The organism is Streptomyces sp. NPDC006711, assembly GCF_042869775.1.
Classification (GTDB): Bacteria; Actinomycetota; Actinomycetes; order Streptomycetales; family Streptomycetaceae; genus Streptomyces.
In genome coordinates, this window is sequence record NZ_JBIAGO010000003.1 from 166286 (window position 1) to 187369 (window position 21084).

Below are 21084 nucleotides of genomic sequence, written 5' to 3' on the forward strand. Positions count from 1 at the left end.
TCGCATACCCGCGCGTCCAGAATCGACGCACCTGCCCCGGTGTCGCATTCGCCACACGCTCATAACGTCCCGGCCCGCCGGGCCGCACTACGCCCAGAGGCTGACGTGTGCCAGGATCCTCGGCATGGCTGAGACAGAGACGACGAGCCCGGCACACGCTGAGCAGCAGCCCGAGCAGCTGGCGGTCGTGGCTACCGACACCGGCGGCATCCGGGTGCTCACCGTGGCCGGCGAGATCGATTACCACACCGGCGACACGCTCCACCGGGCCCTGGGCACCACCGGAGCGGGAGACGCCCGCGTCGTCCTGGACCTGCACCAGGTCACGTTCATGGACTCCAGCGGGATCAACATCCTCATCACCGCTCACCACGCGCTCACCGAAGCGGGCGGCTGGCTGCGCCTGGCGGCCCCCGCCGAAGCGGTCCTGCGCACCATCAGCCTCGTCGGCGTCGACACCTTCATCGACTGCTGCCCCACTCTGGAGGAAGCCCTCAGCTACTGACCTGGTACCGGCCCGGCCGCTGGCCGGCGTTTCCCCGAGTCGCGCGGGAGGGCGGGAGGGGGCGGGTACGACCGCGCGCTCTGGGCACACGAGTCCCATGCACGGACAACACGCGCGCCCCGCGAGCCCCCTGTTCGGCCCGGCACCGGCGGCCGGCACCACGCCGGCCGGACACGGCGGCCCCAAGCATTCCCGCCCGCACCGCCGCACCGGGCGGCTGCGACGCCGGATCCTCGCCTACCAGGCCATCGACTTCCAGTCCACGCATCTCCCGGAGACCGCGGGCCCCGGCGAGGAATGCCTGCTCTTCGTCCACTTCCGTCAGGTCGTCGGCCAGATCCGCTACCGGTTCTGCGAGTCCTGCGCCCACGGCGTGATCACCGATGTCGTCATCGACGAGCGCTTCCACGACACCGGCCTCGGCACCCGGGCGCTGTCCCATCTGTCCTCGCGCCACCCCGGCGCCGTCTGGAGCAGCGACTCCCGCACATGGAGCACGGGCGGCACACGGGATCTCCCGCACCGCATGCGCGTCCCCGCGACCGCCGCCGCCACGCCGTGCGCTCATATCCACGCGCCGTTGTCCCGCCCGGCGCACACCACCGCCTGACACCCCGCCCCATGCGTCCGCCTCCCCCAATACGTGTACGTCAGCCGGATTCCGAACGGCGAGGGTGCCTGCCCGGGTATGCCTCAAGAGCCCACAGGCTCGGGCTCCCCCACAGGAGGTACACGGCAGATGAGTGAGAGCGGCACGCTGGGTGCCTCGGGTGCGGCCGGTGCCGGTATGTCCGCGTGGAGACGCGAGGGGCGCGGACACCGGGTCCGGCGTCGGCTGGCCGCCGTGCTCCTGGCTTTGGCCGCGGTGCTGTACAACGACTGGCTGCTGCAATTCTGGGTGCGCACGGGGCTCGATCAGCGCGACTCGTACGTCAGTGAGGCCTTCGCCGCGGACCAGCCGCACCGTGTGCTGTTCAGCGTGGTGGAACTGGCCACGGCCGCCTTGTTGGTGGCGGCGGTGGGACTGGTGATGGCGGAGCTTTCGTGGGGGTGGGCGGCCGCCGGATGGGGGGCGCTCGGAGTGTTCGGCGCGTGCTCGGCGGCGGACGTGGCCCTGCCGATGCGGTGCGCGCCCTCGCTGGAGACGGACTGCCCGGTGGACAGCGTGGCGCACACGGTGACCAGCGGTCTGGTACATCTGGCCGTGTTCGTCTCCATGGCGGCCTTCGTTCTCGCGGCCCGGTCGGGCTCCCCCGGCGTGCGCGGGGCCGGGCGGTGGGCCCTGCGGCTGCTCCCGGTGTCGGTGGTCGCCGCCGTCCTCTCCGCAGGTCCCTACATCGGCCGTCCGGGCGGCCAAGGACTCGCCCAGCGCGTGCACCTGATCACGGTGGGCCTGTGGTTCGGGTTGCTGGCGGCCACGCTGCTCAGGCAGCGTACGCAGGCCACCGCCCCACAGCCGACCGAGGACGGACGTTCTTGCCCGGCCAGTCCCTCCGACACGGCGGACGGCGGACGCGGCCACGATGGCTCTGAGCCCGGCCACCGCTCACTTGGCTGACCCGGAGAAGGTCGAGAAGTCGACAGCCCCGAGGAGCGGGGCCCGTAAGCCGGCCCGAACAGCCGTGCTCACGCCGCCTGTCGGACGAAACGCGCTTGTCCTCCGGCACGGCATCCGGCGCCTTCGCGACTTCGGCCGCTCATCACGGGTTTTGCGGCGATGACTGGATCGACGGCGGCGCGCGCGGCTGCGGCGCCACGACGGCGGTGTCCAGGTCGTGCGCACAGCAGGCAGCCGGTGCCAACTGCGTTCTCGGTGGCCGCCGTTGGGCATTGTCCTGATCCGGTCCCCTTAGGACCGTTGCGTGCGCGAGGACTTGCCAAGCCCTTGACGATCCGTTCCCTGGGCGTTAAACCGGCCGCCCACGTCCCCGCAGCGTGCTGTCCCTAGGTTTCCCCGGGGGCTTGGGGAATGAAGGGAACATGGACACACTCCGCGCGGTCCGCGCCTGTGGGATCACCAAATACTTCGGCGACGTCGTCGCACTCGACGGCGTCGATCTGGAGGTGACGCAGGGACAGATCCACGGCTTGGCCGGGCCGAACGGCGCGGGCAAGACGACGCTGCTCGGACTCCTGCTCGGCCTGGCCGTCGCCGACAGCGGGAGCCTTCACATCCTCGGTGCGCCGCTCACGCGGACGTTCAGTGCCCCCGACGGCGTGGCCGGCTTCGTGGACGGCCCCGGCCTCTACCCCGCGCTCACCGCACGGCAGAACCTCGCCGCGCTGGCCGCCCTGCGCGCACGTGGCGGGCGCGCCGCGAGGAGCGGGGCGAGGATCGACGACGCACTCGACCAGGTCGGTCTCACCGCCGTCGCCGACGAGCGCGCCCGGGGCTTCTCGCTCGGGATGCGCCAGCGCCTCGGGCTCGCGGCCGCCCTGCTCACCGGCCCCCGCCTCCTCGTCCTGGACGAACCCTCCAACGGACTCGATCCGGCCGGCAAGCAGCACGTGCACGCGGTCCTGACCCGGCTCGCCCGGGACGGGACGAGCATCGTGCTCTCCAGCCACCGCATGGACGACCTCGAGGCCCTGTGCTCCGAGGTCACCATCCTCGCCACCGGACGCGTCGTCTTCTCGGGCCCGCTGCGCGAACTGGCCGCCGAGAAACGCGAGTTGCGCTACCGGCTGCGGACCGGGGACCCTCGGGCGGCCCGCCGGACGGCCGCCGAAACGACCGGGATCCGGCTTCTGGAGGACGCCGACGCACGGCAGGATGCCGAGGTCGTCGTCGTGGACGCGGACGTGGCCGCTCTCGACGAACTCGTCGCCGGCCTCGTGCGGTCGGGCATCGCGGTGCGCGAACTCACGCCTGTGATGTCGCCGCTGGAGGCCGCCTTCATCGCCCTCACCGACCAGCAGGAGGCGACCCCCCGATGACAGCGCCCGTGGCCGATACCGACGCCGGGACCGGCCCGGACGCCGACGCCCGGACCGGCGCCGGCGACCACTCCCGTCCCCCCGCCGTCCACCGCGTTTCCGTCTGGCGGATCTACCGTTTCGAGCTGGTCAAGCTGATGGCGCAGTGGCGGGTCCGGCTGCTTGTCCTGGCCTGCTGGCTCGCGCCGGGCCTCTTCGTGGCCGGGGTGAGCGCGCAGAGCACACTCCCCTCCGACACGCTCTTCGGGCGCTGGACGCACGCCACGGGCTGGGCCGGACCGTTGGTGATCCTCGGCTTCGCGGGCACCTGGGCGCTCCCGCTGCTCACCTCCCTGGTCGCCGGCGACGTGTTCGCCGCCGAGGACCGGCTCGGGACGTGGCGGCATCTGCTCGTGGCGGTGCGCTCGCCCCGGCGGCTGTTCGCGGCGAAGTCCCTGGCCGGGCTGAGCGTCGTCGTGCTGCTGGTGGCCGGTCTCGCGTGTTCCAGCGTGGCCGGTGGCCTGGTGTCGGTGGGCAACCGGGCGCTGGTCGGCCTCGACGGCCATGTGCTGAGCCCGCGTGACGCCGCCGTCAGGGTCCTGCTCGCCTGGGTGTGCGCCCTGGCCCCCACCCTGGCGCTCGCCGCGATCGGGCTGCTCGGGTCGGTCGCGTTCGGCCGGTCCCCCACCGGGCTTCTGCTGCCCGCGCTCGTGGCGCTCGCGATGCAAGTCGCGCAGATGCTGCCGCTGCCCGTCGCCGTACGCCTCGCGCTGCCGGGTTACGCGTTCATCGCCTGGAACGGCCTGTTCACCGACCCCGGGCAGCTCGGCCCGCTCCTCATCGCAAGCCTTGTCGCTCTGGTGTGGGCCGTGCTCGCGACCGCGCTGGCCCATCTGCTGTTCACGCGGCGGGACTTCACCAACCCGGCCTACGACGGCGCCGGGCGGCGTGCCGTCACCATCGGGCTGCTTCCGCTCGCCGCCCTGACCGCCCTCACCGTCGCCCTGGTCGGTGCGGCGGCCCCGGCCACGGGCTCCGGAATCAGCCAGGCCAAGATCGAGAAGTCGCTGGCCACCGCCTTCGGGCAGCTGTACCGCCTCCAGACCGGGCAGTTGAACCGTCCGGCCGTCACCGTGGCGCAGCTGCGTACCACGGCGGCGTGCGTCAAGAGCGACGGCCGGGGCGCCCAGGAGGGCGCGGGCAACGACTGGCGGTGCGTGGTGACCTGGCACCTGCCCGGCGCCGCGGTCGCGGGGACGGCCGTCTATCAGCTCGACGTCACGTCGGACGGCCGGTTCGTCGCCGACGGCGACGGCCCCAAGGAGGTCAACGGCTATTTCCTGGTGCGGACTTCGTACGGGGACGCGCCCAATCCGCTGTGGCAGTTCGACGGCATCGTCGACCTGCTCGGCACCCACTGACACGACACCCACCGAAGGGACAGTTCCGTGCAGGTAACTCGCCGGCGTCGGACCACTGAGCAGGACCGGATCACCTTCCTCGGCAGACGCATCGGCCGGCGCACCACGCTGGTGACGGCGTCCATCGCGGTCGCCCTCGGGGTCACGGGCACCGCCGTCGCCTCGACGTACCAGTTCGGCACCCAGCGAGTCGGCCAGGTCACCCCGAGGGGCCAGGTCATCTCCAGCGACCAGTACATCGCCCCCTACGGCACCCGCACCGTCCTCGACGACGGCAAGATCATGTCGTCCTCCCTCAGCCCGGACGGCGCCCACCTCGCGGCCTCGCTCACCGACGGCGACGCCGCGCTGGTGATCATGGACCTCAGGACCGGCCAGGTGAAGCAGCGCGTCGGCACCAGCGCGGCGGACGGTCTGCGCATCAAGAGCAACGCGGTCGGCCAGGAGGGCCCGACGTACTCACCCGACGGCAAGCAGCTGTGGCTGGGCCAGAGCGAGGGTTACACCAAGTTCACCGTGGGCCAGGACGGCACCTTGTCCAACCCGGTGGCCGTCCCGATCCCGGCCGTCGGTTCCCAGCACGCACTGGTGGGCGCGGCGGTCTTCTCGGCCGACGGCGCCATCGTGTACGGCGCGGTCAACGGCCAGAACCGGGTCGTCGCCATCGACGCGGCGACCGGCACCATCACGCACACCTGGACCGTGGGCAACGCTCCCCGTGGCATCGCCCTGGTCGGTGACAAGCTGTACGTCAGCAACGAGGGCGGGCGCCCGGCCAGGGCCGGTGACACCACGATCAACTCCTACGGCACCCAGGTGCCGGCCGACCCGGCCACCGGCGCCACCACCACCGGCACGGTCAGCGTCATCAGCGTGAAGAACCCGTCCGCGGCCGTCGACAGCATCGGCGTGGGGCTGCATCCGACGTCGGTGTACGCCAAGAACGGCGCGGTGTTCGTCACCAACACCGCCGACAACAGCGTGTCCGTCATCGACTCCCGCAAGGACAAGGCCGTCCAGACCATCGCCACCCGGCCGTGGCCCGAGGCGTCGGTCGGCTACGAGCCCAACGCCGTGACGCTCACCGACGACGGCCGCCTCCTGGTGACGCTCGGCCGCGCCGACGCGGTCGCCGTCTACCGCTACAACGCGCCTCAGCAGCCCGCGAGTTACATCGGTCTGCTGCCGACCGACTACTTCCCCGCGGAGATCGCCGCCGTCGGCAAGAAGGTGGTCGTCTCCCACACCCGTGGCATCGACGCCCGTCGCCCCGACAGCGCGGGCCACGCCACCCACGACACCACGTCGAGCCTGACGCAGTTCACGCTGCCCGCCGACAACGTCATCAGGGCCCAGACGAAGAAGGTCTTCCAGCAGAACGGGTGGACCCCGGGCTCGGTCGCCTCGGCCGGGGGCAGGAGTCACGCGCGGCCGGTGCCGGTGCCTGCGCGGCTCGGCGACCCCTCGACGATCAAGCACGTCTTCCTGATCGTCAAGGAGAACCGGACCTACGACCAAGTGCTGGGCGATCTCCCCCAGGGCAACGGCGACCCCGCGCTCACCCAGTTCGGCACGAACGTGACGCCGAACCAGCACGCTCTTGCCCAGCAGTTCGGGCTGTACGACAACTTCTACGACATCGGCACGAACTCGGCCGAGGGGCACAACTGGCTGATGCAGTCGGACAACCCCGAGTACACGGAGTCCTCGGCCGGCGAGTACACCCGCAGCTACGACACCGAGGACGACGCGCTGGGCCACCAGAAGTCCGGGTTCATCTGGACGGGCGCGCAGGCGGCGGGCAAGTCCGTCAAGGACTTCGGTGAGTTCCAGTCCCTGGAGAGCAAGCCGTCCGGCGCGACGTGGCAGAACCTGTACTGCGACTCCAAGACCATGGCCGCCACGGGCCGGCCGACCGCCTACCCCATCAAGACCGGCTCGGCGATCCCCTCGCTCAACAAGGTGTCGGTGCCGGGCTTCCCGCTGTTCGACCTCGGCGTCCCCGACATCTACAAGAACGAGATCTGGAAGCAGGACTTCGAGAAGAACGGTCCGGCGAACCTGAACATGTTCTGGTTCTCCAACGACCACACGGGCGGCCCGGCCAGCCCGGCCGCCGAGGTGGCGGACAACGATCTCGCGGTCGGCCGGATGGTCGACGAGATCTCGCACAGCAAGTACTGGAAGGACTCGGCGATCTTCGTCGTCGAGGACGACTCCCAGGCGGGTCTCGACCACGTCGACGGCCACCGCGCTCCGGTCCAGGTCATCAGCCCGTGGGCCGCGCACGGCGCGGTCGACCACCACTACTACTCGCAGATCACGATGGTCCGCACCATCGAGCAGATCCTCGGGATCCATCCGATGAACCAGAAGGACAGCGCGGCCACCCCGATGGCGGGGGCGTTCACGCGTAAGCCGGACAACACCCCGTTCACGGCCGTGCCCAACCGGACCTCGCTGACCCTCGGGGTGAGCCCCCAGCCCTCCTGCGGCACGGACACCCCCGCGCCCCAGGACTCCGCCGCGGCGCCCGCGCCGACGGCGGTGAAGGTACCGGCGGCCGCGCGACAGCTCGCGGCGCGGTGGCAGGACTGGGCGTCGCACCAGCGGCTGACCGGCTCGAAGGCCGTGCCCGACTTCGCCAACCCCGCGCAGATGAACCGCTACACCTGGTACCAGACCCACGACTGGACCACCCCCTACCCGGGCGACCCCGGGCTCTACGCGCCCCATGACGTCCCGGGTGCCTACCTGCCCTCGCCCGAGAACGACGGCTGAGACACCGACGGGCCGCCTCCACGCGGGAGGCGGCCCGTCCTTCAGCACCGCGACAGCGCGCTCAGCCGTTGATGCAGGTGTTGCCGAAAGCCGGGTTGCCCGCTGCGGCGGCGCCCACCGAGTTGCCACAGATGTTGGCCTGGATGTGGACCGGGATCTGGACCACGTTGCCCGACAGGACACCCGGCGAGCCCACGGCGACACCCTCGGCGTGCGAGTCGGCCATGGCCGTACCGGCGCCGCCGAGTGTCGCGCCGGCCACCAGGCAGGCCATCACGGCAAGCGTGCGGATCTTCATATGTGATCTCCCATGAGTAGACGATGTGACCACTCATCCCACAGCAGGCAGTGGGCCATGCCTGCCATTGACCCATCCGGGGGCGAGGCTCCCTCGGCGCCGCCCCCCCTGCGAGCGCCCATGACCCGCCGTCGCCTCCGTCACCGCGAGGCGGCCATCGCGCACAGGACGAGCGTCCCGACGCCGAAGATCACCAGATGCGTCGTCAGGGTCCGCCACAACCGCAGCCCTCCGGCGAGTGCGCACCCGATCAGGAGGATCCAGAGCGCCACATGGGCCACCTCAGCCCGCTCCTCGGACTGCTGGACCAGGTCCTGCGGGCTGGGCGCGCCGAAGGACAGCCCGCTCATGGCCATGCCGTAGCCCAGCATGCCCAGGACCACCACACCGAGGAGTGCGCCCATCACGGCGCAGGGAATGTCCGCCTCCCGGCGGGAACGCCTTGTACTCATCCGCCGATTCTGACGGGGCGGCCCGGGACCAGCATGAGTATCCGTACTCAAGTGGCCGCCCGGCCAGGTCACTTGGTCCGACCCGACTCATGGTGGTAGGGCCACCCTCGTCCGGTATGCCGCTTGCGCGCTGGACAGGGCCCTGATTGCCTGGGCTGTCCGAGGAACGCGGCGGCGGGTGCGTGGAGGTGGGGAACGTGGTGGCTCTGATTCTGGTGGGCGTCCTGGTGCTCGTGGTCGGCGGGTGCGTGTGCGTGGTGTGGTCGACGCGTGGGGGGCCGCGCTGGGTACGCGCCGTGGCCGCCGTGACGCTCGCCGTGGGTGACATGACGCGGGGCGCGGGCAAGAAGCGCCGTCGGAGCCTGAACCGGAATCCCAGCGGCGAGGGCTGAGCGGACCGCTCGTCGGCGCCCGTCACCGAGCCGCGTCGCCGCTCCCCGCACGGGAGTTGACCTGCTCCGTCGTACGCGGCTCCGACCGGTTCACGACGCCACCCACAACTGCCTTTCGGCCAAAGGGTGTTGGTGGGGCAATCAGACAGCTTCGCCGAGCAACGAGCAGAGCACATGACTCATCTAGCTGCCTGGCGAGGCACCTGCGGTGCGGTTCGCCCAGGACACCGACACCGTCGTACGAAGGAGTACGTTCTTGACCCCCCAACTGCGAAGGAGCGCCGGCCCGCGGGGGCTGCTGGCGCTGCTGACGGCGCTGTGCGCGCTCATCGGCGCCACCGCGCTCGGCACGACAACGGCGGTCGCGGCCGACCAGCGGCAGGCCATCTACGCCATCGCACACCGCGTCGACACGGTCGACGGTGTGGACGCCGCGCTCAAGCACGGCGCCAACGGCATCGAGATCGACGTCTGCGCGTGGTGGAACCCGAACGAATGGCGTGCCTGGCACGACTGTTCCTCGGCCGGTGACAACCGGCGCGGCCCCAGCTTCGACAGCATGATCGACCGCATCGTCTCCAACGCCGAGGCGGGCCGGCGGCTGTCGCTGGTCTGGCTGGACATCAAGGATCCCAACTACTGCGGCGAGGCACCCAACCGCACCTGTAGCGTGGCCGGGCTGCGTGACAAGGCCCAGCGCCTGACGGCCGCCGGAATCCAGGTGCTGTACGGGTTCTACGAGTACCACGGCGGCAGCACTCCGGACGTCGGCGGCCGGGGCTGGCAGAGCCTGGAGGGCAAGCTCGGCCCGCTGGAGGGCATCACGACGACCGGCACGCGTGATCAGGTCATGGGCGCGTTCAACCGGTCCGGTTCCGGGTTCCCCAACGGCCGCCGGGTGATGGACTACGGCGACACCGACATCACCAACGGGTTCGGCAACTGCACGGAGCCCGACCGGAAGACCTGCGCGGAACTGAAGAAGGGCGCCTCGGAACGCTCGGCCAAGCGGCTCGCGGCAACGTTGTCGTGGACGGCCACGTACAACGACCCCTGGTACGTGGACAAACTGCTCGGCGACGCCCGGGTGGACGGGATCATCGCGGGTTACGGCGCCTTCACGGGTGTGCGTGAGTACGACGACAGCTGGCAGTGCGCCAACGCCATCAAGCTCATCCGCGACTGGGTGGGCAACCACAGCTCCACCCACCGCATGGCCACCAGCGCCGACCGCCTCTTCAGGTAACCGGCCCGGCCCGGATCGTCCCGGGCCGGCCGCGCGGCCGCCGCCCGGACACGCGGGCGGCGGCCTTGTCAGTCGCCGTCCTCCCCCGTACCCAGCGCGGTTTCCCGCGTGATGAAGTCGATGAGGGCCGGCATACCGCCATGCACCAGGACGTCGCGCTGACGGTCGGCGCCGGTGCCTTCCCGCAGGAGGCGGTGGATGAGCGGTTCGACGTGCCGGGTGTCGCCGTGTTCCTCCAGGGCCCGGGTGATGTGTTCGGCGAGCCGGTACAGGACGTCACCCGCGGCGTGGGGGCGGCCCTCGGTGTCCAGGAGTGTGGAGCTGAGCCCGTAACGCGCGGCGTGCCACATGGCGGCCTGGAGGAGTTCGGGCTGGCACTGGGGCTCGGGAGCGGCGTCCTTGTGTTCGCGCAGCGCGGTCGTGGCGAGGGCGCGGACGATTCCGGCGAGCATGACGGCGTCGTCCACGCGCAGCTGCACATCCATGCAGCGCACTTCGAGGGTCGGATAGCGCTCGGAGAGCCGGGCCTGCCAGTACAGCTGACCGGTGTCGGAGATGGTCTCCGACGCGATCAGCGCGTCGATGCGCTGTTCGTAGTCGGTGTGGTCGGCGAAGCGCGGCGGCGGCCCGCTGACCGGCCACCGGCCGAAGACGGGGGTGCGCCAGCTCGCGAACGCGGTGTCGTGGCCCTCCCAGAACGGTGAGTTCGCCGACATCGCGAGCAGCGTGGGCAGCCACAGCCGGATGCGGTTCAAGACGGCCACGCCCGTCTCGCGGTCCGGCATTCCGACGTGGACGTGCATGCCGTTGATCAGCAGGTCCTCGGCCAGCCGGCCGCCCTGGTCGTGCAGCCGCAGATAGCGGCGCTCCCCCGTGATGGGAACCCGCGTTCCGGCCAGGGGGGCGGCCGCCGTCGCGGCGAGCCGGCCACCGGCGCGCTCGGCGGCGGTGCTGAGCGCGTGCCGCAGCCGCAGCAGGTGACCGGCCACCTCCGTCAGCTCCTCGCACACGGGAGTGGCGACCTCGACCTGCGCCTGCAAAAGCTCCGGCTGGACCTCCCCCTCCTCGGCCAGCTCCCCGAGCCCGGCGGACCGGCGCACCTCCTCGGACAGCGGAACGGGATGCCCGGTGGCCGGATCGAGCAGCAGGTACTCCTCTTCGACCCCAATAGTGATCATGAAACGTGTTTACCCGCCCTCGGCCCTCGCCTACCGGGTCAATTCCGAAGTCCGGCCGACGGGGGCCCGTACGCCGGGCTCGGTGTGGCGGCCGGTGTCGTTCGCCGCTGCCGGTGACGTGCATCGGCGGTCCCGGCGGCGCGGACCAGGGCAGGTCCTGGCTGGGTGGGACACACCCAGGTACCAACAGCGCGGCCCGCATAGCCTGACTCGATGACCCGTAACGATCTCGGAGATTTCCTGCGCGCCCACCGCGCCCGCCTGCGTCCCGACGACGTCGGGCTCGCCAGCTACGGCGCGCGCCGGGTGGCGGGGCTGCGCCGTGAGGAAGTCGCCGTGCTCGCCGGCATGAACAGCGACTATTACGCCCGCCTGGAACAGGGCCGTGAACGCGGCCCCTCGCCACAGATCCTGGAAGCCATCAGCGGCGCGCTGCGATTGGACGACGAAGCGCGGGAGCATCTGTTCCGGCTGGCCGGCGCCGCGCCGGAAGGCGAACGGCCGCAGCCGCGCGAGACGGTGAGCCACGCGCTGCGGCAGCTCTTGAGCGGGTTTCCCTGCGCCGCCGCGTTCGTCCTCAACCCGGCCAACGACTTCCTGACCACGAACGCGCTGGCCAACGCCCTCTTCTCACCGTTCGAGAACGTGGACAACCTGGCCCGCATGACCTTCCTCGACCCTGCGGCGCGGAGCTTCTTCGCCCAGTGGGAGCGCGCGGCGCGGGCGGTCGTCGCCGGACTGCGCCACGCCATGGGCGTGGACCCGAACTACCCTCGCCTGCGCGACGTCGTGGGTTCCCTGGCCGAGCGGAGCGAGGAGTTCGCCGCCCTGTGGTCCTCGCACGCCGTGCACCGCAAGTCCCGTGACGGCAAGCACCTCGTCCACCCCGACGTCGGTCCCCTCCACCTCACCTATCAGACCTTCGACGTACGGGAGGCGCCGGGCCAGCAGCTCGTGGTCTACCACGCCGAACCCGGCAGCCCCAGCGCCCACGCCCTCACCCTGCTCGGCAGCCTCCACGCCACCCGTGATCAGGAGACCAGCGCGGAGCAGTGACGTCCCCACCCTTCGGGCCCGGCGGCACACACGGACTACGAGCACCGACAGGAAACACGGCCACGTTCGGGCGAATTGACGGATTGTCCGTCCAGCGGATGGCACTGTGATCAGTCTGCCGACGGCAGGTGTACGGGCCTTCCTCATGGGGCCCGACGAGCGCCCGCCCGGGTGCCCGACACCGCGTACGCGTACGCGCCGTCCGGCAGGCAATGGCCACTGATGTCTTGAGGAGCACCTTGATGACCGTGACCGAAGCCCTCACGAACGACGTCCCCGAGAGCCGGACCTCCGCTCCCTTCTGGCTGCTCCTGGGAGGTGACCTCGACCAGGACCGGATCACCGCCGAACTCACGGACGGTTTCGAGCGTGTTCTGGGCGACCGCGGTGCGGTGGTGCGTACCAGCGATCTCGTACTGGGTGTGTGCGGCGGGCGTCTGACCCTGCACGACCTGCGGGGGGTACCGCTCACTCCGCCCGAGCTCGTCTACGCCCGGCTGTCCACGCCCAAGCTCTCCACGGACCGGGAAATCACCCTGCTGCGGCACCTGGAGGGCATGGGCACCGCGCTGCTCAACCCGATCGACGCCGTACTCGCGTGTGTGAACAAGTTCTGGCACCTGCAACAACTCGCGGCGGCCGGCCTTCCCGTGCCCGACACCCACACGTACGTGGACGCGTCGATGACGGACGTGGTGCGGGCCGGGATCCCCGAGCCCTGCGTGGTGAAGTCGGTACGGGGCCATCGCGGACGACGTGTCTTCCTGGCCCCCGACCGGGCCATGCTGGACGACATCCAGGGCAGTCTGCGCGACGAAGTGCCCTACCTGTTCCAGAAGTACGTGCGCTACTCGCACGGCCGGGACCTGCGCGTCGTCGTGGTCGACGGGCAGGCCGTCGCGGCGCAGGTACGGGTGGCCGCCGACGGTGGCCTCAAATCGAACCTGGCCCTGGGCGGCACCTCCACCCCCTGCGCCGGACTGCATCCCGCTGGGGAGGCGCTGGCGGTCGCGGCGGCAAAGGTGCTGGGACTCACGGTGGCCGGTGTGGACCTGCTGTTCGAGCCGGACGGCAGTTTCACGATCTGCGAGGTCAACGCCAATGTCGGATGGCGCCGGCATCTGGACCGGATCGTGCCCGCCATCGCCGCGGCCTGCGATGCGCGGCTGCGCGCCGGGAGGTGACCCGCGCCGTCGAGCCGATGCTCAGATCGTTGCGGCACCGGGAGTTCAGACTGCTCTCGGTGGGCCAGCTCGCCTCCCACACCGGCACGTGGACGCAGAAGGTCGCCCAGTCCTGGCTGGTCCTGGATCTCTCCCACGGCGACGGCACGGCTCTCGGTGTCATCACGGCTCTGCAATTCCTGCCGCTCCTGCTCTTCGGCCCCTGGGGCGGAGTCCTCGCGGACCGCTGTTCGCAGCGCGGGATCCTGCTCGTGACCCAGTCGGTGCTGTGCCTGGTCGCCCTGCTGCCGGGGGTCCTGACCCTCATGCACGCGGTGACACTGGGCACCGTCTACGCTCTGGCCCTCGCCATGGGTCTGACCATGGTCGCCGAGAAGCCCGCGTTGCAGTCCTTCATCGCCCACACCGTCCCCACGGCCGACCTTCCCAACGCGGTGGCTTTGGACACCGCGGTGTTCAACATCGCCCGGATCGCGGGGCCCGCCCTGACCGGGCCCGTGATCGGGCTCTTCGGTGTCGCCCCCGCGTTCTTCCTCAACTCCTTCTCCTACCTCGTCGTCATCGCGGCCCTGCTCCGCATGAAGTCCAAGGACCGGCCCTGCGCCGCGGCGCCGTCGGGCGGCCGCCGCCGCTCAAAGGGGCAGGTGCGGGAGTTGCTGCGCCATGTACGGGCCCGCTCCGAACTCGCGGGCCCTCTCGTGCTCGTCGGCGTGGTGGCCGGCTTCGGCATGAACTTCCAGATCACCACCGCCCTCATGGCGAGCCGCGTGTTCCACACCGCGCCCGTCGCCTTCGGACTCGGCTCCACGGCGTTCGCCGTCGGCGCGGTCACCGGATCGGTCCTTGCGGCCCGCCGGGGGCCGTGCGGGCCGGGCTATCTCACCGGCACGGCGTTCGGCTTCGGTGTGCTGGAGGTGGTCACCAGCACGATGCCGAGCCACGCGTCGTTCCTGGTCATGCTGGTGCCCACCGGCGCGGTACTGATCCTCTTCATGACGGCGGCGAGGTCCGCGCTGCACCTGGGCACGGACGACGCCATGCGCGGCCGGGTCATGAGTCTGTACACCCTGGCCTCGCTCGGCACCACACCGCTCACCGCGCCGTTGATCGGCTGGATCTCCACCACCGCGCACCCCCGGGCCGGGCTCGCGGCCGGCGGCCTCGCGTCGGCGCTTGCCGCCGTCTCCCTGGCGCTGAGCCGTCAGCGGACACGGCACGCCTGGGCCGGTCCCTTCCTCCGCCCGGGTCCATGAACCGCACGGCATGACGGGCCGCACCCACGAGGACGCGCGTGCCGGGCCGATGGTGCGGCCCGGCACGCGCTGCCCACTCAGGAACAGCTGCAATTACAGCAGTTCGGCGGCGGTGCGCAGCAGAAGGACGCACTCACCTCCGTCATGCCGTGGCCCGCCGTGAGCGACTGGCTGTGCTCGTCCCCGGCAAGCGCTTCCAGGTCGAGGTCAAGCGCGAGGTCGGCGACCGCGGCAGCGAGCGAGGGTGAGCCGTTGCTGTGCTCGTTCATCAAAGCCCTCCTTTCGAACCTTATGGAGCATCAACAGGCGTATTTGGACGTCCAATTGGGACACTAGCGTGACAGTTGGGGTGCACGGAAGGGGGTGGACTAGACCATTCGGCTCCGCTAGTGTCGGCCGCCCGGAGGCCGCGAGCGCGGCTTCGTCCGGCGCGCCCCGCTGGTGAGAGCGCGTTCTGGACGGGGCGTCCCGAGGAGGTGGAGATGAAGCCGAGGCTGCTTCCCGACACCCGTCTGCTGCCCTCGGACCGTGGCGTGGTGATCAGCGGGCCCCGGCACACGGCCGCCTTCGCCCAGCCCGGCATCTACCCCTGGCTCGAACGACTGCGGCCCTACCTCGACGGCCGCACCACCCTGGACCAGCTCACCGCGGGACTGCCGCCCCAGGCCGCGCACCACGTCCGCGCGCTCGTCGAACTGCTCACCCGGGAAGGCTTCGTACGGGACGCGACGGCGGATCTGCCCCACGGCCTGAGCCCGGGGACCCGCGCACGCCACGCCGCACTGATCGACTTCATCGCGGCGCGCGCCGATTCACCCGAGCACCGCTTCGAGCGGTATCGCGACTGCGCTCCCCTCGTGGTCGGCTCCGGGCAGCTGGCGGGCGCCCTCGTGCTCGCTCTACTGGCCTCGGGTGTGGCACATGTCCGCCTCCGCCTCGACGAGCGCCCGGGGAGCACCGAGGCATCGACGGACGTGGACCGGCTGCGCGCGTGTGTCGCATTGCTCAAGGAGGAGGGCGGCTCCTTCCACTACGAGCAGTTGAGCGCCGGCTCTGGTGAACTGCCGTCCGGAGTCGGCGCGTTGTTGCTCGGCTCGGACGTGTTCGACCCCTCGACGGCGGGTCCGGCCCGCGCCCTCGCGCGCCGGGCCGGGATTCCGTACGGGCAGGTGGTCGGGCAGGGCGGACACGTCGTGATCAGCGCGGTCGACACCCCAGGACCCGCGGGCGCGGACGCGCCCCCGGGCGGCGGGAACGGCCAGCACACCACGGCGCGCCCCGCGCGTGCCGAGGACCCGGCGGACGTGGATGAGCCGAGTCCCTACCTCGGTGGCCCGGTCGCGGCCCTGGCCGCCAACCAGCTCTGCCTGCACCTGCTGCACCGGGTCGGGGGCCTGGACGCCGTCGCCGAGTCCTCCGGTCCTGCGCACCCCCTTCGGGCCGCCGTACTGGACCCGGTCACCGCTCGCTTCCTCGGCGCGGAGTCGCCATGACCGGCGCGACGGAACGCGTCTCCCTGGACCTCGCGAACGGCGCCCCCTTTCCCGAGGACCTATGGGCGGAGGCGGTGTACTCCCGCCGCGCCATCCCGGACACACTCGCCACAGGTCACCCGGCACCGGGACACGCCGACGACGCCGAGCACGACCCACTCCCCCAAGGAGCGCGCCTACCGTTGGCGCCGCCGCCACTCCATCTGACCCCGCCCCGCGACGCCCGGGCAAGCCTCGCCGACCCGGCCACCCTCGCCGCTCTGCTGCACTATTCCTACGGTCTGCTCCAGCACGATGCGACCCCCGGCGGCTGGCCGCTGCATCGCGCGGTGGCCTCCGCACGATGCCGCTACCCGAGCGAACTCACTCTGATCGCCCCCACCGCGACGTTCCGCTTCGATCCGCTGCACCATCAACTCGTCGCGCTGCCACGCTTGTTGACGCATGATCAGGAGTGCGGCCCCGGCGACTCGCGGTTCGCAGTGATCAGCAGCCGGTTCGCCCGCACGGCACGCCTGTACGGTGCCTACGCGCCGCGTCTGTGCGCGCAAGAAGCGGGGATGCTGCTCGGCGCGGTGTGTCTGGTCGCCGCCGCGCTCGGGCTGCGCACCCACGCGGGCCTGGACCGGGACATGCTGTACGGCTTGTGCGCGGGCCGCCTGCCGCGGGGCGAGCATCCGATGGGTTACGTAGAGTTCCTGCCCGCCACCCGGACCCCGACCCCTCCCGCCTGGCTCCCGCCCGACCTGGCCTCCGCGCTCCGCGCCCGCCACTCCGGCGCCGCACTGTTCGACCCCGATCCGGCACCCGCCCCGCACGCGTTCCTCTCCGATGCCGCCGCCGCCCTGGCCTCGGCGCCCTTCGCCGACTTCTCCTGTCACCTGCTCCTCCAGCGCGTCGCCGGCCACGCGCCCGGTCACTACGTCCACAGCGACGGCCACTTCCAGCAGGTCGGCGACGGCGACCCGCTCGTCTCGCTCGAACAGATCGGGCAGACCGAGGGCCGGGTCTCGATGAACTTCCGCGCGACCGCCTGCACCGCCTACATCGCGGTGCGGCGCGCCACCGCCGTCGCGCGGTACGGCGCGGACGCCTTCCGGCGACTGCACCTGTCAGCAGGGGCGGCCGCGCACCTGCTCTGCGTGGCGGCGGCCCGCCACGGCCTGTCCGCTCGAATCCACAACGGTTACGACGCCGCTCGCGCCGAGCACTTGCTCGGGCTGGCCCCCGGCGAGGAGACCGTGCTCTTCCAGGTGGCCATCGGCGCGGCCCGGCCCGGAGCCGCCTTTCGCCTCCCGGTGGTGTTCTGATGCACTCGAACATGCCGTCCCCCACCGCGCCCACCACCCCCGCACCCTCCCCGCCCCGCCACCCCGTGGGCGCCCGGATCGCCGGACTGCCCACCACCGCGCTGGACGCCTCCCGCATCCCGCTCAGCACCGAACTCGCCCTGGACATAGCCCTGTTGGACCAACGTCTCCTACTGGAGGCACAACAGCTCAGTGACGCGCTGTACGGCGTGATCGGCGCCGAGCGGGCCCGCCCCTTCAAGGCCAAGCTGGTGGGACTGCGCCGGGCCGTGCACCAGGGAGCCCGCATCGGTTCCCTCGTCGACGCGGCGGCCCCGCCGGGCATCCTTGGCGAAGCGCTCACCGCGCGCCTGCGGGCCCATGCCGCGCTGCGCCACACCCGCGACGAACGCTTCGCCGAACTGGAGCGGGTCCTGCCGGCCGAGACCCGGACGGCGGCGCGGGCGCTGCGCACCCTCGTGCGGGACCCGGAGTTCGCCACCGGCCTCGACTACGCGAGCCCGGACCTGTACGAGGACCTGCTGCGCTGGGCCGCACACGACACGGCCGGGCGGCGTCCACTGGACGATGCGGCCGTGCGGCTGGCCAAGTACGCGGGCCGCGCGATGGCCAAGCCCACCCCCCTGACCACCTTCGCGGCCAGCGGCCGGGGCCGCTGGGCTGCGGGCGCCGGCCCCGCCGTGGACCTGAGGAGCACCGCACGGAAACGGACCCATCCGGCGGAGGTGGCTCTGCTGCCGTTGTCCCGGATCGCCGCGGCCCTCGCCCACGTACCCGAGCTCGGCCATGCCGTCCAGCTGCGCGTCAACCCGACGGCCACGCCCGAGCGGTCCGCCGAGGGAGAGCGGTGGCTGTTCACCGTGCCGGGTCCGTCCGGCGCGGTGCGCACCCTGCCCGCCACCGGGGCGCTGAATGCGATCCTGCGGGCGGTCGCCGAGGCGGGCAGCCCCCAGCGGTTACGTGAACTGCTGGGTGCGGGCGGGCCGGGGAGCACCGCCGACGCCGTCATCACCCGGCTCGTCCGGCTGGGCCTGCTTGAGGTCCGCATCGGGCTGCCCGACCAGGACCTCGACGCCGCCGCGCTGTGCGCATGGCTCGGCCGGCACCTTCCGCGGCCACGGACCAAAGACCGCTTGTCTCTGCTGCTCGACGACCTGCGCGCCGTCCGCGACCAGATCGAGGCCGCGCGGACCGCCGACGCCGGCTCCCACCGCGCCATCACCGCCGGTCTGCGCCGGCACCTCACGAAGGCCGCGCAACGGCTTGAACTCCTGGGCCCCACCGAGCAGTTGGAGCAGAGCCCGCTGTATTTCTCCCACACGGTCGCCGACGACACGGCTGTCGCGCTCGACCCGGACGCGTGGCGGCCCGCGCTCGCCGATCTCGCTCTGGTTCCCGCGCTACTCACCCCGTTCGACACCCTCGCACCGCCGCGCGCGGCCCTGCGACAGCAGGCGGTGAGCGTCTACGGCCCGGGTTTCACGAGGTCGTTCACCCGTTTCCTCCAGGACTTCGGCGGGTGGTGGGAGGCGGCCGGGTCGCACCCGCCCACCGGGCGCGACGCGCGCCGACAGGATGCGCTGCGCCAGTTGATCGCCGCCACGGCGCCCGCGCCCGACGGCACGATCCGTCTCGTCCCCGACGAGGTCCGTGACCTCTGCGGAGCATGGCCCGAGCCGGACACCTCGGGCGACACCCACACCTGTTACGTGCAGACGCTGCCCGGCCCACCTTCCGGTCTCGGCCTGGTCCTCAACACGGTGACCTGCGGCCACGGCACCGGTCTGACCCGCATCACCCGTCTGCTGGGCGAACCGGCCGGCGACACGCACATCGACGGGATGAGTGAGGGTCCGGCGAGCCGTCCCCGGCCCGTCGAGTTCGACGCCGTCTTCGCCAGCGCCCTCAACCAGCGCGCGCCCGCCACCCGTTACGCCATCGACCTGGACGGCTCTACCTCGCACCGGCCGCCCGAGCGGCTGATCCGCCCGGGTGACCTGGACGTCGTCCACGACCCGCGCACCCGGCGTCTGCGCCTGGTCCACCGCGCCACCGGCCGCGTCATACGACCGCTCCACCTCGGACTGCTCGCCACCCCGCTCCTGCCCGCGCAGGCCCGTCTGCTGGTGGAGGCGTTCGGCCAGACCTCCTACGCCTTCTGGGCGGACTGGCCCCAGCTGTGGCGGCTGCTGCCCTCGGAGCACACCGGAGCCGCCCCGGGCTGGTCGGCGATGCCACGGCTCGCCCTCGGCGCCGTGGTGCTCCGCCGCGCCACCTGGTTCATCGACGCGGGCGGGGCGCCCGCCCGGGCCCCGGGGGAGTCGGACGCCGCGTACCTGGTGCGCGTGCACACCTGGCGCGCGGCCCTCGGTCTGCCACGGCGCTGTTTCCTGCGCTCCCTCACCGCGCGCCCCGCCGACGGCTTCACCGGACCCGCGCTGCGCGACAAGGACCGCAAGCCGGTGTACCTGGACTTCGCCCACGCGCACCTGCTGCGCGTCTTCGAACGCGCGGCCGCCACGGGCCGGCCCCTGCTGCTCACCGAGGCCCTGCCGGACCTCCACGACGCCCCGGCCCACCAGGACGGCCGCAGGCACGTGACCGAGTTCGTGATCGAGGTGCCCTCGGCCGCGCACGGGCGGGAGCGGACATGCTGACGCGCCCGCAGGTGGGCGAGCCGGAAAACCGGTGGGTCGGCGCCCACCTGTTCACCGGCCATCCGCTGGACCTGGTGGTGGGCACACTGGTCCCCCCGGTCATGACGGAACTGCGAGAGCGCGCCCTGGCCGACCACTTCTTCTTCCTCCGGCACTGGCAGGGCGGCCCCCACCTGCGCCTGCGGGTGCGTCTCACCGCGCCGGAGGCAGAACCCGAGGCACGCGCCGTCCTGGCCGCCCACGCCTCGGCCCTGTTCCACGAGCTGCCACCCTCACAGCCCATGACGGACCGTCACTATGCCGTGCTTGCAAGCGAGTTGAGCGTGTACGAGCCGGAGAGCGAACCCGGCGCCCTGGCCCCCAACGACAGTCTCGCATTTGTCCCCTACCGCCGGGAGTACGGAAAGTACGGCCACGGCGCCGCGCTGCGGGCCATGGAGGACGCCTTCGCGCTCTGTAGCGAGCTGGCGCTCGGCGCCGTACGGGAGCGGTGGAGCCCGGCGCGGCGGTCGGCGCACTGCTTCGCCCTACTGGCCGGCAGCGTGGACGCGCCTGTCCAGGCGAGCCGGGCGACGCCGGATGTGCTGGTGCAGTACGGGACCAGACGCGCCGCCCTGCTCACCGTCGCCCGCGCGGCACGCACGGCGGCGGCCGGGCAGGGCCCGGCGGACACCGACCCGGTGCGCAGATGGCTCGCCGCGTGCCGCGACGCCCAGCGTGGAGCCGCCGAGCCCGCGCGCCTGGCAGGCCATCTGACCCACCTGGCGTGCAACCGGCTCGGCATACGTCTCGGTCAGGAGGCCACCCTGCGCGCCCTCGCCCTGCTGGCGGTGGCGGAGCTGACGGGCGACGACGTACCAGGTGGGTCCCCCGCCCGGCGCCAAACCCGGCACACCACCGCCGAACCACCCTGACGACTCCCGGCAGCGACGGACCAGGACA

At 71.9% G+C, this 21084-nt stretch carries 19 protein-coding genes; 15 read left to right on the forward strand and 4 right to left on the reverse strand.

Annotated features, from left to right (window positions below):
- The first annotated feature begins 124 nt into the window (after positions 1-124).
- From ACFYM2_RS08430 to ACFYM2_RS08455, 6 genes are all read left to right on the forward strand, one after another.
- Positions 125-505, forward strand: a complete 381-nt coding sequence (locus tag ACFYM2_RS08430) for an STAS domain-containing protein (protein WP_358994202.1) — start codon at positions 125-127, stop codon at positions 503-505.
- A 97-nt stretch (positions 506-602) separates the two neighbouring features.
- Positions 603-1115 carry a hypothetical protein gene (locus tag ACFYM2_RS08435; RefSeq protein ID WP_388460008.1) on the forward strand — a complete coding sequence of 171 codons (513 nt, stop codon included), beginning with the start codon at positions 603-605 and terminating at the stop codon, positions 1113-1115.
- A 129-nt stretch (positions 1116-1244) separates the two neighbouring features.
- The gene (locus tag ACFYM2_RS08440) at positions 1245-2063 is read left to right on the forward strand and encodes a DUF998 domain-containing protein (protein ID WP_388460009.1); all 819 of its coding nucleotides are present in this window, start codon (positions 1245-1247) and stop codon (positions 2061-2063) included.
- 422 nt (positions 2064-2485) lie between these two features.
- Complete coding sequence (locus ACFYM2_RS08445) at positions 2486-3442, forward strand: ABC transporter ATP-binding protein (RefSeq protein WP_388460010.1); 957 nt, start codon at positions 2486-2488, stop codon at positions 3440-3442.
- Positions 3439-4842, forward strand: coding sequence for an ABC transporter permease (locus tag ACFYM2_RS08450; RefSeq protein WP_388834483.1), 1404 nt, complete (start codon positions 3439-3441; stop codon positions 4840-4842). Before ACFYM2_RS08445 ends, ACFYM2_RS08450 begins: the two co-directional genes overlap by 4 nt.
- 27 nt (positions 4843-4869) lie before the next feature.
- Entirely contained in the window at positions 4870-7623 is a 2754-nt protein-coding gene (locus ACFYM2_RS08455) for an alkaline phosphatase family protein (RefSeq protein WP_388834485.1), read from the forward strand.
- Between the two features lie 61 nt (positions 7624-7684).
- On the opposite strand, the gene ACFYM2_RS08460 is transcribed toward ACFYM2_RS08455, so the two are convergent.
- Positions 7685-7921 carry a chaplin gene (locus ACFYM2_RS08460; RefSeq protein WP_358994217.1) on the reverse strand — a complete coding sequence of 79 codons (237 nt, stop codon included), beginning with the start codon at positions 7919-7921 and terminating at the stop codon, positions 7685-7687.
- A 140-nt stretch (positions 7922-8061) separates the two neighbouring features.
- A complete protein-coding gene (locus ACFYM2_RS08465) occupies positions 8062-8373 on the reverse strand; it encodes a hypothetical protein (protein ID WP_388834488.1) in 312 nt (103 codons plus the stop codon).
- Positions 8374-8570: 197 nt separating this feature from the next.
- On the opposite strand from ACFYM2_RS08465, the gene ACFYM2_RS08470 reads away from it, so the two are divergent.
- Both ACFYM2_RS08470 and ACFYM2_RS08475 read left to right on the forward strand, forming a co-directional pair.
- Positions 8571-8765 carry a hypothetical protein gene (locus ACFYM2_RS08470; protein WP_388460013.1) on the forward strand — a complete coding sequence of 65 codons (195 nt, stop codon included), beginning with the start codon at positions 8571-8573 and terminating at the stop codon, positions 8763-8765.
- Positions 8766-9021: 256 nt separating this feature from the next.
- Entirely contained in the window at positions 9022-10011 is a 990-nt protein-coding gene (locus ACFYM2_RS08475; protein WP_358994222.1) for a phospholipase, read from the forward strand.
- Between the two features lie 68 nt (positions 10012-10079).
- On the opposite strand, the gene ACFYM2_RS08480 is transcribed toward ACFYM2_RS08475, so the two are convergent.
- The gene (locus tag ACFYM2_RS08480; protein WP_358994225.1) at positions 10080-11189 is read right to left on the reverse strand and encodes a glutamate--cysteine ligase; all 1110 of its coding nucleotides are present in this window, start codon (positions 11187-11189) and stop codon (positions 10080-10082) included.
- 213 nt (positions 11190-11402) lie between these two features.
- On the opposite strand from ACFYM2_RS08480, the gene ACFYM2_RS08485 reads away from it, so the two are divergent.
- The 3 genes from ACFYM2_RS08485 to ACFYM2_RS08495 all read left to right on the forward strand — a co-directional run bounded on the left by ACFYM2_RS08485 (position 11403) and on the right by ACFYM2_RS08495 (position 14682).
- Entirely contained in the window at positions 11403-12245 is an 843-nt protein-coding gene (locus tag ACFYM2_RS08485; RefSeq protein ID WP_358994227.1) for a helix-turn-helix transcriptional regulator, read from the forward strand.
- A gap of 242 nt (positions 12246-12487) precedes the next feature.
- Entirely contained in the window at positions 12488-13429 is a 942-nt protein-coding gene (locus ACFYM2_RS08490) for a RimK family alpha-L-glutamate ligase (protein ID WP_350228509.1), read from the forward strand.
- Positions 13430-13446: 17 nt separating this feature from the next.
- The gene (locus ACFYM2_RS08495) at positions 13447-14682 is read left to right on the forward strand and encodes an MFS transporter (RefSeq protein ID WP_388834491.1); all 1236 of its coding nucleotides are present in this window, start codon (positions 13447-13449) and stop codon (positions 14680-14682) included.
- A gap of 77 nt (positions 14683-14759) precedes the next feature.
- Here the strand turns inward: ACFYM2_RS08495 and ACFYM2_RS08500 are convergent, their stop codons facing one another.
- Positions 14760-14951 (reverse strand): thiomuracin/GE37468 family thiazolyl RiPP peptide, encoded by a 192-nt coding sequence (locus tag ACFYM2_RS08500; RefSeq protein WP_358994233.1) that lies wholly within the window; start codon positions 14949-14951, stop codon positions 14760-14762.
- 213 nt (positions 14952-15164) lie between these two features.
- Here ACFYM2_RS08500 and ACFYM2_RS08505 point away from each other — a divergent pair, with 213 nt between their 5' ends.
- Genes ACFYM2_RS08505 through ACFYM2_RS08520 form a run of 4 tightly spaced genes read left to right on the forward strand, consistent with a single transcriptional unit; the run spans position 15165 to position 21056 of the window.
- On the forward strand, positions 15165-16175 hold the full coding sequence (locus ACFYM2_RS08505; protein WP_388460016.1) for a hypothetical protein: 1011 nt from the start codon (positions 15165-15167) through the stop codon (positions 16173-16175).
- Positions 16172-17485 (forward strand): nitroreductase family protein, encoded by a 1314-nt coding sequence (locus ACFYM2_RS08510; RefSeq protein WP_358994238.1) that lies wholly within the window; start codon positions 16172-16174, stop codon positions 17483-17485. The genes ACFYM2_RS08505 and ACFYM2_RS08510 overlap by 4 nt, the downstream gene beginning before the upstream one ends.
- A complete protein-coding gene (locus ACFYM2_RS08515) occupies positions 17485-20142 on the forward strand; it encodes a lantibiotic dehydratase (protein WP_388834495.1) in 2658 nt (885 codons plus the stop codon). The genes ACFYM2_RS08510 and ACFYM2_RS08515 overlap by 1 nt, the downstream gene beginning before the upstream one ends.
- Positions 20136-21056, forward strand: a complete 921-nt coding sequence (locus tag ACFYM2_RS08520) for a lantibiotic dehydratase C-terminal domain-containing protein (protein WP_388834498.1) — start codon at positions 20136-20138, stop codon at positions 21054-21056. Before ACFYM2_RS08515 ends, ACFYM2_RS08520 begins: the two co-directional genes overlap by 7 nt.
- The last annotated feature ends 28 nt before the right edge of the window (positions 21057-21084 follow it).

Bases quoted from the DNA above. Each gene is read 5' to 3' on its own strand.
- ACFYM2_RS08485 (WP_358994227.1), top strand. From the start codon at position 11,403: ATGACCCGTAACGATCTCGGAGATTTCCTGCGCGCCCACCGCGCCCGC.
- ACFYM2_RS08505 (WP_388460016.1), top strand. From the start codon at position 15,165: ATGAAGCCGAGGCTGCTTCCCGACACCCGTCTGCTGCCCTCGGACCGT.
- ACFYM2_RS08445 (WP_388460010.1), top strand. From the start codon at position 2,486: ATGGACACACTCCGCGCGGTCCGCGCCTGTGGGATCACCAAATACTTC.
- ACFYM2_RS08515 (WP_388834495.1), top strand. From the start codon at position 17,485: ATGCACTCGAACATGCCGTCCCCCACCGCGCCCACCACCCCCGCACCC.
- ACFYM2_RS08495 (WP_388834491.1), top strand. From the start codon at position 13,447: ATGCTCAGATCGTTGCGGCACCGGGAGTTCAGACTGCTCTCGGTGGGC.
- ACFYM2_RS08450 (WP_388834483.1), top strand. From the start codon at position 3,439: ATGACAGCGCCCGTGGCCGATACCGACGCCGGGACCGGCCCGGACGCC.
- ACFYM2_RS08520 (WP_388834498.1), top strand. From the start codon at position 20,136: ATGCTGACGCGCCCGCAGGTGGGCGAGCCGGAAAACCGGTGGGTCGGC.
- ACFYM2_RS08460 (WP_358994217.1), bottom strand. From the start codon at position 7,921: ATGAAGATCCGCACGCTTGCCGTGATGGCCTGCCTGGTGGCCGGCGCG.
- ACFYM2_RS08490 (WP_350228509.1), top strand. From the start codon at position 12,488: ATGACCGTGACCGAAGCCCTCACGAACGACGTCCCCGAGAGCCGGACC.
- ACFYM2_RS08465 (WP_388834488.1), bottom strand. From the start codon at position 8,373: ATGAGTACAAGGCGTTCCCGCCGGGAGGCGGACATTCCCTGCGCCGTG.
- ACFYM2_RS08430 (WP_358994202.1), top strand. From the start codon at position 125: ATGGCTGAGACAGAGACGACGAGCCCGGCACACGCTGAGCAGCAGCCC.
- ACFYM2_RS08435 (WP_388460008.1), top strand. From the start codon at position 603: ATGCACGGACAACACGCGCGCCCCGCGAGCCCCCTGTTCGGCCCGGCA.
- ACFYM2_RS08510 (WP_358994238.1), top strand. From the start codon at position 16,172: ATGACCGGCGCGACGGAACGCGTCTCCCTGGACCTCGCGAACGGCGCC.
- ACFYM2_RS08500 (WP_358994233.1), bottom strand. From the start codon at position 14,951: ATGAACGAGCACAGCAACGGCTCACCCTCGCTCGCTGCCGCGGTCGCC.
- ACFYM2_RS08480 (WP_358994225.1), bottom strand. From the start codon at position 11,189: ATGATCACTATTGGGGTCGAAGAGGAGTACCTGCTGCTCGATCCGGCC.
- ACFYM2_RS08440 (WP_388460009.1), top strand. From the start codon at position 1,245: ATGAGTGAGAGCGGCACGCTGGGTGCCTCGGGTGCGGCCGGTGCCGGT.